This is a genomic window from Pseudomonas sp. AIG, from assembly GCF_977020205.1.
On the sequence record NZ_CDROCK010000001.1, the window covers coordinates 35,383 to 52,412 of the forward strand.

Genomic DNA, 17,030 nt, shown 5'->3' on the forward strand with positions numbered 1-17,030 from the left:
GACAGGAAACCCACATGACGACTCGTCGCGATTTCATCAAACAAGCCTCGGTGGTCGCCGCTGTAAGCGCTGCGGTTACTGGCCTGGGCCTTTCGCCGGGCAAAGTCCTCGCCGCCGCGCAGGGCCGCTGGTTCATGCCCGACGAAGGCGATAAACATGAGCGCGCCTACATCGCTTTCGGCGCGCAGGATGCGATTTGGGAAGACTTCACCGAAGACGTCCAGGAAGCGCTCGGCCGCATTGCCCGCGCCATTGCCCGGTTTGAACCGGTCACCGTGTTCTGCCGCAAGAACGAACGCAGCATCGCCGAAGAGTTCTGCGGTACGCGCAATATCACTTACGTCACTGCCGGGCTCGATGACATCTGGATGCGCGACATCGGCGCCAACTTCGTCATCGACGACAAGGGTGGTCTCGGCGCGGTGGACTTCAACTTCAACGGTTGGGGTGGCAAACAGCAGCACAGTAAAGACTCGAAGATCGCTGCACTGGTCGCCGACGACGCGCAAGCCACGTACATCCGCACCGATCTGGTGGGCGAGGGCGGGGGCCTCGAGGTCGACGGTCACGGCACCGGGATCATGACCGAGAGCAGCTGGATCAACAGCAACCGCAATCCGGACTGGAGCAAGGCCGATGTCGAAGCTGAACTGAAGGAGCGTCTGGGCCTGCGCAAAATCATCTGGCTGCCGGGCATCAAGGGCAAGGACATCACCGATGCTCACGTCGATTTCTACGCACGCTTTATCAAGCCCGGCGTGGTCATCGCCAACCTCGACACCGACCCTGAATCCTACGATCACAAGGTCACCCTGGCGCACCTGGAAATCCTCAAGAACGCCACCGACGCTGAAGGCCGCAAATTGCAGATCCACACGATGTCGCCGCCGCTGAAGCCGCGCCAAAGCAAGTTCAACAAAAACAACCCGGACTTCGCCGCCGGTTACATCAATTACTTCGTCATCAACGGCGCGATCATCGCCCCGGAGTTCGGCGATAAAGCGGCGGACAAGAAGGCTTTCGATCTGTTGTCGCAACTGTATCCGCAGCGCGAAATCGTCCAGCTCAACATCGATGCCATCGCCGCTGGCGGGGGCGGAATTCACTGCGTGACCAGCCATCAACCACAGGCGTGATTGACTCTGACGCGGATCAAGCCAACTATCGGCGCATAACAACATGACCGATGGACCACAACTTGATCGAACGACGCCAATTCAGCGGAGGCATGAAGGGGAAAAACCTCCGCTATCTGAATGAGCAAAGCGCGGAAGACCCGCGCATGACCCGCACTGGTTTTCTGCTGCTCGAACACTTTTCGCTACCGGCGTTTACCCAAGCGCTGGACACCGTTGTCACTACCAACCTGTTGCGTCCGGGGTTGTTTTCCTCGCGCACGTTTGGTTTGGGCGACGGTGAAGTCATCAGTGATCTGGGCCTGGTGATCCGCCCCGATGCACGTCTGGATTCGGTCGCGCTTCAGCAGCTGGATCTGCTGGTGGTGTGTGGCGGTTATCGCACCGAACTGCGCGCGAGTGATGAGTTCATCGGCTTGCTCAGATCGGCAGCGGAGCGCGGCATCAGCCTCGCCGGGTTGTGGAACGGTTCGTGGTTCCTCGGCCGCGCTGGATTGCTCGACGGCTATCGCTGCGCGATCCACCCGGAACATCGCCCGGCGCTGACTGAAATCGCCAAAACCACCCATGTCAGCAGCGAGCCTTACGTGATCGACCGCGACCGGCTCACGGCATCGAGTCCGTCCGGCGCTTTTCATATGGCGCTGGACTGGATCAAGAGCCTGCACGGCAAAGCCTTGGTCGAAGGTATCGAAGACATCCTCGCCTTCGAAGAGTCGCGTTACCGGCGGATCAAACCGGATGAAAACATCTGCGTCAGTGCGCCGCTGCGTGAAGTGGTGAAGCTGATGGATGCCAATCTGGAAGAGCCGCTGGAGCTGGAGCAACTGGCGGTGTACGCCGGACGCTCACGTCGCCAGTTGGAGCGCTTGTTCAAGGAACAACTGGGCACCACGCCGCAGCGCTATTACCTGGAGCTGCGCATCACCGAAGCACGGCGGTTGTTGCAGCACACTGAGCTGTCACAAGTGGAAGTGCTGGTGGCGTGCGGCTTCGTCTCGCCGAGTCATTTCAGCAAATGCTACAGCTCATATTTCGGCTACAGACCTTCCAAAGAAAAACGCCTGGTCAAATAACAACAGCCATTTCCCAGCCAGAGTGCGCCGCGCAATCCCACGTCGGCGTACCTCCCCCAAACACCTCGGTCAGTTCCCTCTCCCTTTGGGAGAGGGCTAGGGCGAGGGGCTTTGTAGGCGGCACCAACCGCTTCCTCACCAAAAAACATCGCGGTAATCCACGTCGGCGCACCTCTCCCAAACACCACGGTCAGTTCCCTCTACTTCGAGGAGAGGGCCAAGGTGAGGAAATTTGTAGGTGGCACCAACCGCGTCCTCACCAGAGTTCGACGCGATATCCCACGTCGGCGTACCTCTCCCAAACACCTCGGTCAGTCCCCTCTCCCTCGGGGAGAGGGCTAGGGTGAGGGGCTCTTAAACGCTGTCACCCACACACGTTTAACTTACACGCACTGTTACGCCATAACGGCTACAACACCTTGCGCCGTTGCCTACGCGTACGCCAGAATCCGCCGGCTTACGCGCCTTGAGGCGGGCTGTATCGTTTCCCTGTCACTGCAAAACAGTGATCGGGTTTGGTAGCCCGTTTTCTAAGCGTTATGCGCCGCTATATGCAGTCTCTTTTCGGGGCTCGGTTTTATATGGTGGCCATGCGTGGGGCTCCTTCGGGAGCGCCGGGGTTTACTCGCTTAGACCGGTCTACCAACCCGCGCAATGGTCACCACCTCGTTTGGTAGCGTGAGTGATGGCTCCTTATTTTTTGCTAAGCGAGTGTCATCTATGTTCAAAATTACGCCAAACCCGCCAGAAACCGATCCAATCCCCTACGACGCCGCACTCGAACCTCAAAACATCAAAGAGGCCACCGACCGCGCGATCAACTTCTACCTCAATCCCTCCGCGCTGAAGACCTCAATACCCACCCGCAAGACCGGCAAGATCTACCTGATCGACCCCACGGTGGATAACGAAACCCTGCTCGTCGAAGCCACTGAAACCTTGTCCTCAGCCACTGACATGGCCCGCGATCTCGCCGATTCGATTGACCCTTCACAGCGCAAAAAGATGCTGATCCTGCAACAGGTGATCATGCTCAGCGAGCTGGTGGTCGGTCGAGTCCTGGATAACCAGCGCTTGCCGCACTAATCGCGATGCAGATGGGTGAGGGGGCTTGCCCCCCTCATTTGCACGGAAGCGTCCGCGATCGCGACGCTTCACGCCTTCTATCAAAGAACCGCAAACGGTTCTTGTCTGGAGTTTCAGTTGATGTCTCAGCCACCCGAACCACCGGTCACCGACCTGGTGTCCCCGTACGCCTCGCCCAATTCAAGAAAGCTGCACGAAGCGGCAGAGCGTGCGCTTGACCATTACCTGTTGCCTGCCGCGATCATGGCCACACCCTATGCGCCCAATGCTCTGTTCATGGTCAACCCGCAAGCAGACACGGAGTCGTTGCTGACCAATGCTTGCGGGTCGTTGGCGTCCGCGTCGGTCATGCTCGGCAATTTTGCCGGGATGCTGGAGGGCGCAAACCGCCATACCCTGTTGGGTATTGCGCAAGTGGTCATGTTGGGGGAGTTGGCGGTGAATAAGGCGTTGGATCTGGTTGTGCCAACCGAGTGATCGCGCACGTTAGTCGGGGTTGAGGGTGTTTGGTCGGGCGTGATCGCGAGCAGGCTCACGCCTACATTTGAATGCGTTCCCCCTGTAGGCGTTCGCCTGCTCGCGATGGCGTCCGTTCAGGCAAAGCATCTGCAAAACGTGACCATCCCACCACCCTCAAATAATCAAGCAGTCAGCCTTCGCGGCTGACTGCTTTTTTTGTTTCTACAGGTGGTCAGCGTCGATCACGGCTTTGGCAAACGCCTGCGGATCTTCCTGCGGCAAGTTGTGCCCAATCCCGCCATTGATCAAACGGAACTGATACTTGCCGGTAAAGCGCTTGGCGTAATCCTCAGGCGCCGGGTGCGGCGCACCGTTGGCGTCGCCTTCAAGGGTGATGGTCGGCACGCTGATCGACGGTGCGGTGGCGAGTTTCTGCTCCAGCGCCGCGTATTTCGCCTCGCCCTGTACCAGGCCCAGACGCCAGCGGTAATTGAACACAGTGATGTCGACGTGATCGGGGTTCTCCAGCGCTTTGGCGCTGCGATCGAACGTGGCGTCATCAAACTTCCATTGCGGTGAAGCGGTTTGCCAGATCAGCTTGGCGAAATCATGAGTGTTCTTCTCGTAACCGGCACGGCCACGGTCAGTCGCAAAGTAGAACTGATACCACCACTGCAATTCAGCCTTGGGCGGCAGCGGGTTCTGCCCGGCAGCCTGATTGCCGATCAGATAACCGCTGACCGACACCAGCGCTTTCACACGTTCCGGCCACAACGCCGAAACGATGTCCGCCGAACGCGCGCCCCAGTCGTAACCGCCGAGCACTGCTTGCTTGATTTTCAACGCGTCCATGAAGTCGATGACGTCACTGGCCAGCGCCGCCGGTTGACCATTGCGCAGGGTGTCTTTGGAAAGGAACTGCGTATCGCCATAACCCCGCGCATAGGGCATCAACACCCGATAACCCTTGGCCGCGAGCAACGGCGCGACTTCGTCGTAGCTGTGAATGTCGTAGGGCCAGCCGTGTAGCAGGATCACCACCGGGCCATTCGCAGGGCCGGTTTCGGCGTAGGCGACGTCGAGCACGCCAGCCTTCACATGTTTCAGCGGGCCGAAGGGCGAGGGCGCGGAATAACTGACGGCCGCAGGCTCATTGGTTTGCGCTTGAGTAGTGCCAAAAGCGCCGAACAACGACAAAGCCAGAATCGACAAACCGAACGCAGTTTTGCGGGTGTGCAGTGCCATCTTCATGGTGACGTCTCCTTTGCGAGCCGTTGGTCAAGGGGCCTGAATGAACCCTTGAAACCTTGCGTGCATTTGAGCGTGGAGACGTATCTGGCCTGTGTCGAAGAACGGCTTTGTTGAAAGTCGATGTGTCGCGGTGGGGTTCGTACACAGTGTGATACACGGCGGCGAAACCGACTCACCCTGGACCTGATTCAGGCCAAAATAATAAGTCGCTGTTTTAAAACAAAAAATATTTCACTTCGCGCTTCCCAAAGCCAAAAAACCTTGGTAAATTGCGCCCCGTTCTCACAGCGAACCTAACGAAGTAGCTGGGCAGAGCAGTAGGGGCGTCGCCAAGCGGTAAGGCAGCAGGTTTTGATCCTGCCATGCGTTGGTTCGAATCCAGCCGCCCCTGCCATATTCGAAAAAAACGCCAACTTCGCAAGAAGTTGGCGTTTTTTTATGCCTGCGATTTGGCCAGGCTTGGTAAAGCAGACGTGCGCGGCGCCGAAGCACCGCGCACGCCGTCCACTCAGTGCGGTGCGCGCGGAATGGTTTTCATCAGGTCTTCGGGGCTGATGTGGCCGACCACGCTGCCCGGTTGCGGCAGGTTGAGGATGTGGCCTTTCATCTTGCCGATGATGTGCATTTCGCACGGCTTGCAATCGAACTTCAGCGTCAGCACTTCATCGCCGTGGATCAACTGCATCGGCGCGACTTTGGTGCGCACGCCGGTCACGCCTTTGGCCTGTTTCGGGCACAGGTTGAAGGAGAAACGCAGGCAGTGCTTGGTGATCATCACCGGCACTTCGCCTGGCTCTTCGTGTGCTTCGTACGCCGCGTCGATCAGCTTCACGCCGTGACGGTGGTAGAAGTCGCGCGCCTTCTGGTTGTAGACGTTGGCGAGGAAGGTCAGGTGCGAATCCGGGTACACCGGCGGGGGACTGGTTTCAGCTTTACGGCCGCCACGCGGGTGCGCAGCGACACGGGCGGTGGTCAGGTTCTCGATCACTTCACGGCGCAGGGCTTTGAGCTGCGAGTTGGGGATGAAGAACGCCTGCGGCGCATCCAGTTTGATGTCGGTGGCGTGGTACTGCGTGGTGCCGAGCTGGCCGAGCAGATCGCGCAGTTGCTCCAGCGCTTGCTCAGGCTTGTTGGCCACGCCGAACGGACCGGCGAGGGTGACGCTGGCGCTGATACCTTCTTCACTGGTGGCGGTGACTTCCAGCTGCTCTTCACGCAGACGAGCGACCCAGCTCAGGGCTACGCGACGCTCGGACGAGGTCTTTTGCAGCGCCTGTTGCCAGTTGTGATCGAGGTTGCGATTGAGCGGGTGATTCGGACGCAGCTTGTACAGGCCTTCCGGCATTTCGTTCGGCTCGACGCGGTAGCGGTAGCGCTTCTCGCCGTCTTCTTCGAACTCGCCTTTGGCTTCAGCGATGTTGGCGCGGAAACCGACCACTTCGCGTTTGACCAGCACGTTCAAGCCATCGCCGTTGGACAGCGGCTCCTGGGTGACGACCTGCATGTCGCGTTTGCCGACTTTCTCGACGGTGCCGACTGGCAGCCCGGTGAAGGTCGGCGAGTCGAAAGCGCCGATGTCGATCTTGCGATCGGTGACGAAGTAATCGGTGCTGCCGCGGTGGAAAGTCTTTTCCGGGTCGGGCAGGAAGAAGTGCGCGGTGCGGCCGCTGGAGGCGCGGGCCAGGTCCGGGCGATCTTCGAGCACGTCATCGAGGCGCTGGCGGTAGTAGGCGGTGATGTTCTTCACATAGCCCATGTCCTTGTAGCGACCTTCGATCTTGAACGAGCGCACACCGGCTTCAACCAAGGCGCGGATGTTGGCGCTCTGGTTGTTGTCTTTCATCGACAGCAGGTGTTTTTCGTAGGCGATCACGCCACCCTTTTCATCTTTGAGGGTGTACGGCAAACGGCAGGCTTGCGAGCAGTCGCCACGGTTGGCGCTGCGCCCGGTTTGCGCGTGGGAGATGTTGCACTGGCCGGAGAAGGCCACGCACAACGCGCCATGGATAAAGAACTCGATGGCCGCGTCGGTTTCGTCGGCGATGGCGCGGATTTCTTGCAGGTTCAGCTCGCGGGCCAAGACCAATTGCGAGAAACCGGCCTGATCGAGGAACTTCGCTCGCTCCAGCGTACGAATGTCGGTCTGCGTCGAGGCGTGCAGCTCGATCGGCGGAATGTCCAGCTCCATCACGCCCAGATCCTGAACGATCAGTGCGTCGACCCCGGCGTCGTACAACTGATGGATCAGCTTGCGCGCCGGCTCCAGTTCGTTGTCGTGCAGGATGGTGTTGATGGTGGTGAAGATGCGCGCGTGATACTTGCGGGCGAACTCCACCAGTTCAGCGATCTCGCCGACTTCGTTGCAGGCATTGTGGCGCGCGCCGAAGCTCGGGCCGCCGATGTACACGGCGTCAGCGCCGTGCAGGATCGCCTCACGGGCGATGGCGACATCGCGGGCAGGGCTGAGCAATTCCAGATGATGCTTGGGCAAGGACATAGTTTTTTTAGTCAGGCTGTCACGGTTAGGCGCGCATTCTACCCGTGAAACGCGCGCCCGGCACGCCCGTGCTGCCCGATGGCACAGGGCATTGTCACCTTGACCCCTGTGGGAGCGAGCTTGCTCGCGAAGGCGGCAGGACATTCAACATCAATGGAGACTGAACTGACGCTTTCGCGAGCAAGCTCGCTCCCACAAGGGGTTGTGCAGTGAGTCTCAGGCCTTGGCGGCCATCGCCGTAACTTCCACGCGCATCCCTTCAACCGCCAACGATGCCACACCCACCGCCGCACGCACCGGCCAAGGCTTGGCGAAGTAGCGCTTGTAAACCTCATTGAATGCCGCGCGATCCGCCATGTCGGTCAGGTAGATAGTCAGGTGCATCACCCGGTCCATCGAGCTGCCGGCGCGTTCCAGCGCAACTTTCAACGCTTGCAGTGTGCATTCGCTTTGCAGGGTGATGTCGCCCAGTTCCAGGCTGCCGTCGGCACGGGTCGGGATCTGCGTGGACATCATGATCCCGTTGAACGTGGTGACGTCCGAGGAAATCGAGTCTGCGTCCGGATCGGGGGTAAAAGTGATGTCTTGGTTAGCCATGCGGATCCCTTGTTTGAGCGAGTAAATCGCGCCAGTTTACAGATTCACGGCTAACGGACAAATGATCAGCCGCCACTGCAGTGAAAGCGTAGAGGGCGATCAAACCGGTTGCGTCGCCGCTTCTGCCGCGATCGCTGCAAGGACACTGGGGCGGGTGGCGACCCGCCGGGAGTGGGTGGCCAGCGCCGGCCAGTCCTGCAGGTCGATATTGAAGTTTGGCAGCCATGTCAGCACGGTAAACAGGTAGGCATCGGCGACACCGAAGGTGCCCAGCAAATAGTCCTGATCGACCAGTTTGCGGTTCAGGTAGTCGAGGCGCTTGAACAGTTTGTGGGTGAACATCGCTTGGGTCGCCTGTGGAATCTGCGCATCGAACAGCGGCGCACAGCCACCGTGAATTTCCGTGCTGATGAAGTTCAGGTATTCCTGCAAGCGTGTCCGCTCCCAACTGCCAAGTGCCGGCGCCAGCGCGCTTTCGGGGGCCTGATCGGCGAGGTACTGCAGGATCGCCGGGCCTTCTGTCAGCACTTCGCCGTTATCCAGGAGCAGCGCTGCGACGTAGCCTTTGGGGTTGATGTCGCGAAAGTCTTGCCCGTCAGCCGTGCGCTTGCTCTGGTTGTTGACGCGAACCAGTTCGAAAGGCAAACCCAGTTCCCGCAGCACAATGTGCGGAGACAGCGAGCAGGTCATCGGGGCGAAATACAGTTTCATGGCACTTCCTTGCAGAGAAAAGACGCCAGATTCCATTGCCGCAACGGCTTTCGCAAAGGTCATTTCGAGTGCTAGCGTATGACAAAATCTCATGAGAGTTACGAGCCAAATGTCCGTCAGACTTCCCTCGCTTAATGGATTGCGTGCTTTTGAAGCGGTCGCTCGGCACATGAGCTTTACCAAGGCTGCAGAGGAGCTCAACGTCACCCAGACGGCGGTCAGTCATCAGATTCGCCGACTCGAAGCGGAGTTGGGCGTGCCTCTGTTTTTGCGGCTCAACGATGGTCTGGCACTGAGTGAGGACGGGCAGGCTTACTTGCCCGGTATTCGTGCGGCGTTTCATGAACTGCGTTACTCGACTGAACAGCTGCTCGAATCGCGCGAGAAAAGCGTGCTGACCCTCAGCACCCTGGTGTCCTTCGCGTCGAAGTGGCTGTTGCCGCGTTTGCCGTCCTTTCAGCAGGCGTTTCCTGGTATCGATGTGCGAATCAGCGCGTCCACGGAGCGGGTGGACTTTCGCAAGGGGGCGATTGATGCGGCGATCCGCTACGGGCGGGGTGACTGGAAAGGCTTGCGTGGCGATTTTCTGATGTCCGACGAGATTTTTCCGGTGTGCAGCCCGCAACTGGCGAACACGTTAAGCACGCCCGCTGACCTCGCCCACCACACGTTGCTGCAAGTCAGTGGCGTGACCGCCGGTGACTGGAGCACCTGGTTACGGGCAGCAGGTCAACCGCCGCAGCTCGCAGAAGGCCCGCGCATGACCTTTGATCTGGCGATGATGGCGGTTCAGGCCGCCGTTGACGGGCAGGGCGTGTGCATGGGGCGATCAACCTATGTCGAAGCCGATCTGCGGGCCGGGCGTTTGGTTGTGCCGTTTGATCTGCGTTTGCAAGACGAACTCGGCTTTTATCTGGTGATGCCGCATGAAACCGCGGAATCCAGGAAGATCGTGGCGTTCAGGACTTGGTTGTTGGCATTGCCGCCAGGTTCAGACACCTTTGTATAAGCCTGTATCAAGCTGCCGCGCAGACACACGAGAACAATAAACTCAGGGTTTGCGACACATCAGCAATACACGCGACACCCACGCTAGAGGCCTCCACACCCCTAAGTTTGAGAGGGCTTCATCATGCATCGTCCCCTGTTACTGGCCAGCGCCGCACTATTGGCTGCAATGATCGGTGTCGTCCACGCGGCTGACGCGCCGGCCAAGAGCTGGCAACAAGGCTTGAGCCGCACCGATCTGGTTCGCGAGGATCTCGGTACGGCCGAGCGTGAGGTGATTCAGGCACGCGTCGATTTCGAACCCGGCGTGACCTCGCCCAGACATGCCCATCCCGGTGTTGAGGTCGCTTACGTGATCAGCGGCACCTTCGAGTATCAACTGGAGGGCAGGGCGCCGGTGACGTTGAAGGCGGGGGATTCGTTGTTTATTCCGCAAGGGGTGGCGCATGTCGCCAAAAACATTGGTACGGACAAAGGCTCGGAGCTGGCGACTTACATCGTCAAGAAGGGTGAGCCGTTGCTGATTCTCAAGCCGTAGGCCCGCGATTCAATGGAGCGTCGCCGCGCGGCGACTCTCGCCAATCCTGATTCTGTCCAGCGCCCGGTTCAGCGCATCGAGGGCATCGAGCAGCGCTTTGGCCTCGGCTTCGCGACCTTCACCCCAGAGGCGTTCGGCCATTTTGTTCAGCGCCTGAATCGAGTGTTCGATCTCTGCGGCGGTTGCGGTTTTCTGATGGGCCGGTGGTTTTTTCGGCATTCGGGCATCCTCTGATAACGTAGGGCTGATCGTGCCCGTTAAAGGTCTGGCAGGCAGCATTACAACACGGCGCCAAGTGTCAGTAGACGCTTGCCCGCCGTTTCAAGGGATCACGGCGGGAGGGGATTGAAGCATTGAGGGCGCGTGCATTGCACCAGATAAGGCAATGAGCCATCATCGCCGCCCTCGACGGGCCATGGCCGCCGTGCAATTCAGATTTCAGGGAGCAACAAATGATTAGGCGACTCATGGAGTTGAGCAAGTGGTTGCGGCCGGATGCCGAAAAAATGCCTGCAGCCAAGCAACCTGCCGACGTGCCTGCCGAGGCGCAGCCTCACACACAAACCGTTGCGCCATTGCCGAACGACGTGTTGGATTACTGGCACAAAGCACTCACGGCCGATGATTTGCTCAGCTTGCAGATGGCCGATGTTCGTATTCCATTGAAGAACGTTGCAACACTGGCCTGGCCGGGTTTCAACCTGGGTTTCGGCAAAAGACCGACGCTGGCGCTGGCCGTCATCACTGAGCGTGCCGCCGAGGCTCGGCGCAAGCGCGAAGAAGAGGCAATCAAGGCGCTTGAGGACGATCCCGAAGGCACCCACGAGCCGGAAGAAGAGGACGAAGATCCGCGGATTCCCATGGCCCTGGTTTTTCACCAATCAACACCATCGGCGGATGACGTTCAGGTCACTTGGCCCGCCCCGGCGAAGAAACCTGCTCCGGGGGAGAAAAAACCACCGGTCAAACCACCCCTCAAGCCCGCCCGCCTGAACATCGCCTTCTGGTTCCCGTTCGAACTCAACGAGAACAACGAAATCTGCCTGCCCAAGGATGTCAATGACTGCCGCCCGCGAGTGGTTCGCCATTGGCTCGAGCCGCAGCCGCTGATTGCCTTGAACGAGTTACCGCCGGCCATTGGTCATTTCGATTGTTATCGCGACGAGCTGAAGACGTTTCTCGCAACGCTGGGGCAAAGTTGCACCCTGAGCACCTACGTTGACGCCTGCCTGGCGCTGTTCGAACGTATTCAGGCTGACGGTGTTGAGACTGGGCTGGCGTCGATTTCCGGACAATGGATTGCGGTGCCGCGACAACCGGGATACGCCACCCGTGCGCTGGAAAACGTCTACAAGGCGATTCCCAAGGCCCGCTCGATCGGTGCGCTAGGGCAACTTGTCCATGCTGATCGCTACCGGACAGCCGTTCAGGTGGGTGGACTGACCCCGGCACTCATCAGCGCCCGACATGTGGCAATGGTCGACAAGGCCGGCAACCTCGACGCACCGGATGACAATCGCTGTGCCGACCCTTTGAACGAGTCGCAGCGTCGTGCATTGCAGGCACTTGGGCGGCTGGGGAGCGGAACTGGCGTGGTCGCCGTGAGCGGACCACCGGGTACCGGAAAGACGGCCATGCTGCGCGCGATGATTGCCAACCAGTGGGTACTGGCCGCTTACGACAACGACGAACACTGTCCGGTGACCTTTGTGTGCGGGGCCACCAACCAGAGCGTCGAGAATGTGATGGGCACCTTCAATGGCGCCGTTGGCAGGAAGCATGCGTTGGCGCGGCGTTGGCTGGATCCCACCGGGCGACCGTTATTGGGGTTTACCGCCAGCGCACCGTCCAAAGCCAAAGGCAAAACGCACCGGAGCAAATTCACCACGCTGGAAATCAGGCAAAAACAATTGCGTGTGCTGGGCGTCGGCTCCTCCAGCCTGAAGCAATCGTATGAGGATCGTGTGGCGGCGGCGCTTGCGTTGGCGCGGCACTTTGAAGATGCCTTCCAGGAGCTCCCGCAGCTGTTCGGTTCGTTGTTCAGCGTTGAGCAAAAGCACCTCGTCAGTGACGCCACCCGGCATATCCGTCTGGTGCAAAAAACGCCTTCGGCATCCTCGGACTCAGCCGCACTCTGCCAACACTTGAAGACGCTTACCGAGGTTTTGCACTGCGGTCTGGTGTCGGCGATTGAGCGTCAGGTCGACATTGAGGCGCTGATCGAAGCCAAGGCTTTAGCGGACCGCTTCCCCGGTCAGGCGTGGTCTTCTGGCTGGGCGCAGGACATCCTGGCTGAGTTGCAGGCGGCCTCCGACCCCGAGGCGCGTCAGGCGCTGCAGCAGAAATTACTGGACGTGGTGTGGCGGCCAGTGATTTTCCAGTTGGCAGCCCGCTACTGGGAAACCCGCTGGCTGGCGGCTGTCATCGCAGAACCTGCGCCAGCTGACCGCCGAAGTGCACTGCGCCGCGCGGCCATGCTGTTTCCGTGCATCGTCGCCACGCTGCACAGTGCGCCGCGGCTGTTGAGCGAGCGCCGCCAACCGCTGTTCGCCTTTCTTGATTTGCTGATCATCGACGAAGCCGGGCAGGCTGCCCCGGAGCTGGGTGTGCCAGTGTTGAGCCTGGCGAAGAAAGCGGTGATTGTCGGCGACATGAAGCAACTTTCACCGGTGTCCTCGGTGACGCCGGAGGTGGATGCCCGACAGGTGGAGGATCGTTGGGCGGACCCGGCCAGCCTGGGGGATCTGCTCACGCGCGGAGCTGATTCTGCCAGCGGTTCCATCATGAAGCTTGCGGCGACCGGAGCGTCTTTTGCCGAAGCCATGCCTGATGGCCGGCTGCGGAACGGGTTGCTGTTGCGCGAGCATTATCGATGTGCCGAATCGATCATCAATGTCTGCATCGATCTGCTTTACCACGATCACGACCGCGATGCTGCGGGCCAATTGCTCAATCGGGAGCTGGAACCGAAAGTGCCCGACCCGCAACCGGGGCTGTTTTCGGACGCCGATTTGCCTCTGCTTGAGGGGCCGCAAGAGTTGCTGCGGCGCAAGCAAATAAAGGCTACGTTCCCGCTGCCGCCGCTGGGCTTCTACCAGACCGGAGGGCCGAACGATGAGCCCAGCAGAGGCGACTCCTGGTCAAACCCCGGAGAAGCACGAGCGATCGTGAACTGGCTCAAGGAGTTTGGTCCACGCCTGGCAAAGTGGGCTGCGCGGGTCGAGGGGCATCCCGATGAACCCATTGCGCTGGAGAAACTGGTTGCGATCGTCACGCCCTTTCGCGGACAGGTCGAAGCGATCAGGAATCGCGTGCGCGAAGAGCTTGATCCGATTGACGCGGGCCTGAGCGAGCGCTTGACCATCGGCACCGTGCATACGCTGCAAGGGGCCGAAAAACCGGTGGTGTTGTTCAGTGCCGTCAACCGGGAAAGCCGCGCCAGTCGCCGAACCGAGAACAACCACCGCGAACGGGTGTTCATCGACCGCGACGATGGTCGCTTGCTCAATGTCGCAATCAGCCGGGCACAGAAAAGCTTCATTCTGTTCGGCCACTCTGATCTGTTTTTTTCTCAGCAGGCGATGGACCCGGAAAACCATTTACCTTCGGCTGTGGTCGGGCGATGCCTGGCCGGTGTGCGCGAGCCGGAGCATGAGCGCAGGACCGGGGCACCTCGTGTGCCGGCCTGCAAGCTCGGGCCTTCGACGCTGATGGTCGTCGAGTCAGTGCACAAGGCGAAAATCATTCAGGCGCTGGTGCCCGATGGCACGCAGGTTTTCGGTTGCGGGGGGCATATTCGAGATCTGCCGGGGCCGGGGTCCATTCGTTGGCACGACGGACTCAAACCCCGTTGGCAACTGAGCGAGCGCGAAGGTCATGACCTCGCGATCGCGCTGCGCAATACCGGCAGTCGCCTGCTGCAATGCACTGAGCTGGTGTTGGGTACCGATGATGACGCTCAGGGCGAGGCCATTGCCTGGCACATGATTCAAGTGCTCAAGGAGGCGCCGTGGTTCATGCATGTGCGCCAGGTGCGTCGCGTACGCTTTCATGCATTGACGGCGCCGCAGATGCAAAGCGCCTTTGAACAGGGCAAATGTATTCAGGTCGAAGGCGGCACTGCCGAGGAGCGCGCTGCAAGCATCTGCCGCGCCCTGAACATGGGCCTGGCTTACGGCGCCATCGCCTTGCGGGTGCTGGATAATCTGATCGGCTCGGTCTACCTGCGCCACGGCATCCCGGGCGGCGGGCGGGTCAAGGGGCCCTTGCTCCGGGCGCTGGCCGGCCATGGTGATTCCGAGGGCGTTCCCGCGAAACGCTTGGGCATTGGCATCACGCTGAACGTCGACGGCATTGTCGTGCCGGCGCGTTTGATGGTGCTGCGCGCGGCAGAAGGGTGGCGATCGTGGGGCAGCGACAGCGAGGAAAACGCCGACGCCTTGATCCGCATCCTGGCCGAAGCGGTCGTTGCGCCGACACCTTGTCTGATCGAACAGGAAACCTGTGGCCTGCCACCCGCTGAAAACCTCGGCACCAATCTGGTGTTGCAGGAAGCGTTCAGGCGATTTGGCTGGTTACCGTCGCGCACGATGGGGGCACTGCAAAAGCTTTATGAGATGCGCCCGGGCACAGATGGGCCCGACCTGCGGGCGGGTGAAAATGCATGGGCTGCACTCGATGGTCAAGGGCGGTTGTTCCTGACCGCTGCGGGCCGGGTTCAGGCCGAGAAACTGCTCAGCAATGACTGGTTGCGAGCCATCAGCGCCAATGAATTGCTGATGGCATTCGATGCAGCGCTGACGCGGCTGTCCAGCAAGGCCGACGCCACAGAGGACGATTACCTGGCGTTCCTGTACACCTGGGCGGCGAGGTTCGACGACCAATGCCCGGCGTTCACCGGTGCGCTGCCGGTCAGCGGCCCTGAAGCGCAGACTGTCGATGCACAGGGTGCGGTCATTGCGTTGTTTGCCGGACAGCCCGCCGTAGAATTGAATACGTGGGGCGAATCACCTGTGGCGTCAGTGCCCGCGACCGATGAAGAGGGCGCGCAGGAAGAGCCTGACGATTGCGCTACGGCATCGACCGAAGAAGCGTTGCCCGCGCCGGACGGTGGCCGCAGTGGCGCACACGGTGCGCTGGTGCCACTGGACATTGCCGTGACCGCCGACAGCCCGGAAATGGCAGCGTTCACGCCGACGCAGCGACAACTCTACGACATGATGTCGAAGCTGATGCTGGCCTCGTCCTTGCGGGACGGCGAAATGCACATCGTGCGCCGGATCTATCCGTTGTCCTGGCCTGGCAAAACGGCGACTCGCCCGGTCGAAATCGGCGTGGAAGTGCTCACAGGGCAGCCCGGAGACTACCCTGGCTGGTTTGGCCTTGACCCTGATGGCGTGCAGCGACATACGCGAGCCTGGGCACCCGCACAGGTGGAGAGCCTGCTCAGCAGTGGGCAACCGCCGTCTCTGCGTATCGCGGTGCAGGACCCTGCCTTGCGCACCCATTCACTGCTGGAGCCGACCGTCGACCTGTTGCTGGCCTGGATGCAGGCGCGCGGCCATGGGCGGCCATCCACGTTCGGCAAACATATTGATGATCTGGTACGTGGCAATGCCTCGGCTGAACCGGTAGGAGACAGTGCCAATGAGTAACGGGTTTTATGCCATGGGGCTGATGCGGCGCGCTTATGAAGCGGCATCGCGCCATCCCGTCGACCCGGCTGCGCTGGCCGCTTTCGCCGCCGCGCATCAGGCGCAGCAGGACACTTACGTCGAGTCGTTCGAGGTCGGTGGTATTTCCTATCCGCGTACGGACGGACACAAGCTGAGTGAGCGTGAGGCCCGCGAAGTGATTTCGCGAATCCTCTCCAATCCCGCGTACACAGTGCTGGATTTGCGCCCCAGTGTCATCGAGGCAGCCTATCCGCTCGAGGATGAAGTGTTGCGCACCGAGATCAAGGCCACCGTGACGCTGGCCAATGAAATCAATCAGCTCGACTGGCAAACGGCTTCACTGGACGCCAGCAGCAGACAGGCGATTCGCGAACTGTTACGCATGCCCACTCTGGCGGGCGGCTACAAAATCATTTCTCAAGCCAAATCGTCGGCCAACGTGCACTTGCTGAATATCTATCGAGGCTACGATGCCGATCATCTGATCCCCGACAAAGTGCTGCGCGGCTCGTTGCTCAGAGGACAGTCCTTCAGCCTCAACCAGAGTTTTGCCACCTTCATGCAAGACTCGCAAAACCGCGGCTCGCAGCATAAATATGTCACCGACGCGCAGAAAAAAGCGCGCAAGGCATTACGTGGCGATCCGAAGCAACCGGCCCGCAACCCTACGACCGGTGAATACCTGGCGCACGCGCTGGAGTGGATGACCCACGTCTACACAACCGCTGACCTGGGCGTCGATGTGGCGATCATGGACAATGCTCTGGGCAACAAAGGTGACTACAAGGACTTCAACGTCAAAGGCTTTGCGCTTGCGCAGGCAGGGTACATGACCTGGCGCGAGCGCAAGGAAGTCGGTCGCGCAGTGGCCGTTGCGTTGATGATCGAAGCTCGCGAGTTCTATACGGCCGCTGGCTGGACGATGGACAGGGAATTGCCGCTGTTCTACGACATTCCCGCGACAGTCAACCAACAACCGGTACCGGCGACATGAGT

The 17,030-nt window shown here is 60.1% G+C and carries 13 protein-coding genes and 1 tRNA gene; 9 read left to right on the forward strand and 5 right to left on the reverse strand.

Translation table 11 applies throughout. The annotated features are described in order from the left end of the window. The first annotated feature begins 14 nt into the window (after positions 1 to 14). The 4 genes from ACWR1S_RS00180 (at position 15) to ACWR1S_RS00195 (ending at position 3,775) form a co-directional block, all read left to right on the forward strand. Entirely contained in the window at positions 15 to 1,136 is a 1,122-nt protein-coding gene (locus ACWR1S_RS00180; protein WP_454561975.1) for an agmatine deiminase family protein, read from the forward strand. 50 nt (positions 1,137 to 1,186) lie between these two features. Continuing rightward, the gene (locus ACWR1S_RS00185) at positions 1,187 to 2,212 is read left to right on the forward strand and encodes a GlxA family transcriptional regulator (protein ID WP_454561976.1); all 1,026 of its coding nucleotides are present in this window, start codon (positions 1,187 to 1,189) and stop codon (positions 2,210 to 2,212) included. 720 nt (positions 2,213 to 2,932) lie between these two features. Then, complete coding sequence (locus ACWR1S_RS00190) at positions 2,933 to 3,298, forward strand: DUF6124 family protein (protein WP_095050669.1); 366 nt, start codon at positions 2,933 to 2,935, stop codon at positions 3,296 to 3,298. Positions 3,299 to 3,418: 120 nt separating this feature from the next. Then, entirely contained in the window at positions 3,419 to 3,775 is a 357-nt protein-coding gene (locus ACWR1S_RS00195; protein WP_454561977.1) for a DUF6124 family protein, read from the forward strand. 204 nt (positions 3,776 to 3,979) lie between these two features. On the opposite strand, the gene ACWR1S_RS00200 is transcribed toward ACWR1S_RS00195, so the two are convergent. After that, entirely contained in the window at positions 3,980 to 5,008 is a 1,029-nt protein-coding gene (locus tag ACWR1S_RS00200) for an alpha/beta fold hydrolase (RefSeq protein ID WP_454561978.1), read from the reverse strand. A 319-nt stretch (positions 5,009 to 5,327) separates the two neighbouring features. Here ACWR1S_RS00200 and ACWR1S_RS00205 point away from each other — a divergent pair. Next, positions 5,328 to 5,402, forward strand: a tRNA-Gln gene (locus ACWR1S_RS00205). A 114-nt stretch (positions 5,403 to 5,516) separates the two neighbouring features. Here ACWR1S_RS00205 and ACWR1S_RS00210 read toward each other — a convergent pair. The 3 genes from ACWR1S_RS00210 to gstA all read right to left on the reverse strand — a co-directional run bounded on the left by ACWR1S_RS00210 (position 5,517) and on the right by gstA (position 8,813). Continuing rightward, on the reverse strand, positions 5,517 to 7,505 hold the full coding sequence (locus ACWR1S_RS00210; protein ID WP_454561979.1) for a peptidase U32 family protein: 1,989 nt from the start codon (positions 7,503 to 7,505) through the stop codon (positions 5,517 to 5,519). Between the two features lie 216 nt (positions 7,506 to 7,721). After that, entirely contained in the window at positions 7,722 to 8,102 is a 381-nt protein-coding gene (locus ACWR1S_RS00215; RefSeq protein ID WP_007919637.1) for a RidA family protein, read from the reverse strand. Positions 8,103 to 8,201: 99 nt separating this feature from the next. Continuing rightward, positions 8,202 to 8,813: a glutathione transferase GstA gene (gene gstA / locus ACWR1S_RS00220; protein WP_454561980.1), complete on the reverse strand. Its 612-nt coding sequence runs from the start codon at positions 8,811 to 8,813 to the stop codon at positions 8,202 to 8,204. A gap of 109 nt (positions 8,814 to 8,922) precedes the next feature. Between gstA and ACWR1S_RS00225 the strand changes: the two genes are divergently transcribed. Further along, on the forward strand, positions 8,923 to 9,822 hold the full coding sequence (locus ACWR1S_RS00225) for a transcriptional regulator GcvA (protein ID WP_454561981.1): 900 nt from the start codon (positions 8,923 to 8,925) through the stop codon (positions 9,820 to 9,822). A gap of 123 nt (positions 9,823 to 9,945) precedes the next feature. Continuing rightward, a complete protein-coding gene (locus tag ACWR1S_RS00230; protein ID WP_454561982.1) occupies positions 9,946 to 10,359 on the forward strand; it encodes a cupin domain-containing protein in 414 nt (137 codons plus the stop codon). Positions 10,360 to 10,368: 9 nt separating this feature from the next. Here the strand turns inward: ACWR1S_RS00230 and ACWR1S_RS00235 are convergent, their stop codons facing one another. Next, on the reverse strand, positions 10,369 to 10,578 hold the full coding sequence (locus tag ACWR1S_RS00235; protein ID WP_454561983.1) for a hypothetical protein: 210 nt from the start codon (positions 10,576 to 10,578) through the stop codon (positions 10,369 to 10,371). Positions 10,579 to 10,811: 233 nt separating this feature from the next. On the opposite strand from ACWR1S_RS00235, the gene ACWR1S_RS00240 reads away from it, so the two are divergent. Together ACWR1S_RS00240 and ACWR1S_RS00245 are read left to right on the forward strand one after the other, a co-directional pair. Then, positions 10,812 to 16,013 (forward strand): AAA domain-containing protein, encoded by a 5,202-nt coding sequence (locus ACWR1S_RS00240; RefSeq protein WP_454561984.1) that lies wholly within the window; start codon positions 10,812 to 10,814, stop codon positions 16,011 to 16,013. Then, positions 16,006 to 17,028: a hypothetical protein gene (locus ACWR1S_RS00245; protein WP_454561985.1), complete on the forward strand. Its 1,023-nt coding sequence runs from the start codon at positions 16,006 to 16,008 to the stop codon at positions 17,026 to 17,028. Before ACWR1S_RS00240 ends, ACWR1S_RS00245 begins: the two co-directional genes overlap by 8 nt. Positions 17,029 to 17,030: the final 2 nt, after the last annotated feature.

What these genes read in the sequence shown, in the direction of transcription:
- ACWR1S_RS00180 (WP_454561975.1), top strand. Translation starts at nt 15, where the DNA reads ATGACGACTCGTCGCGATTTCATCAAACAAGCCTCGGTGGTCGCCGCT.
- ACWR1S_RS00185 (WP_454561976.1), top strand. Translation starts at nt 1,187, where the DNA reads ATGGACCACAACTTGATCGAACGACGCCAATTCAGCGGAGGCATGAAG.
- ACWR1S_RS00190 (WP_095050669.1), top strand. Translation starts at nt 2,933, where the DNA reads ATGTTCAAAATTACGCCAAACCCGCCAGAAACCGATCCAATCCCCTAC.
- ACWR1S_RS00195 (WP_454561977.1), top strand. Translation starts at nt 3,419, where the DNA reads ATGTCTCAGCCACCCGAACCACCGGTCACCGACCTGGTGTCCCCGTAC.
- ACWR1S_RS00200 (WP_454561978.1), bottom strand. Translation starts at nt 5,008, where the DNA reads ATGAAGATGGCACTGCACACCCGCAAAACTGCGTTCGGTTTGTCGATT.
- ACWR1S_RS00210 (WP_454561979.1), bottom strand. Translation starts at nt 7,505, where the DNA reads ATGTCCTTGCCCAAGCATCATCTGGAATTGCTCAGCCCTGCCCGCGAT.
- ACWR1S_RS00215 (WP_007919637.1), bottom strand. Translation starts at nt 8,102, where the DNA reads ATGGCTAACCAAGACATCACTTTTACCCCCGATCCGGACGCAGACTCG.
- gstA (WP_454561980.1), bottom strand. Translation starts at nt 8,813, where the DNA reads ATGAAACTGTATTTCGCCCCGATGACCTGCTCGCTGTCTCCGCACATT.
- ACWR1S_RS00225 (WP_454561981.1), top strand. Translation starts at nt 8,923, where the DNA reads ATGTCCGTCAGACTTCCCTCGCTTAATGGATTGCGTGCTTTTGAAGCG.
- ACWR1S_RS00230 (WP_454561982.1), top strand. Translation starts at nt 9,946, where the DNA reads ATGCATCGTCCCCTGTTACTGGCCAGCGCCGCACTATTGGCTGCAATG.
- ACWR1S_RS00235 (WP_454561983.1), bottom strand. Translation starts at nt 10,578, where the DNA reads ATGCCGAAAAAACCACCGGCCCATCAGAAAACCGCAACCGCCGCAGAG.
- ACWR1S_RS00240 (WP_454561984.1), top strand. Translation starts at nt 10,812, where the DNA reads ATGATTAGGCGACTCATGGAGTTGAGCAAGTGGTTGCGGCCGGATGCC.
- ACWR1S_RS00245 (WP_454561985.1), top strand. Translation starts at nt 16,006, where the DNA reads ATGAGTAACGGGTTTTATGCCATGGGGCTGATGCGGCGCGCTTATGAA.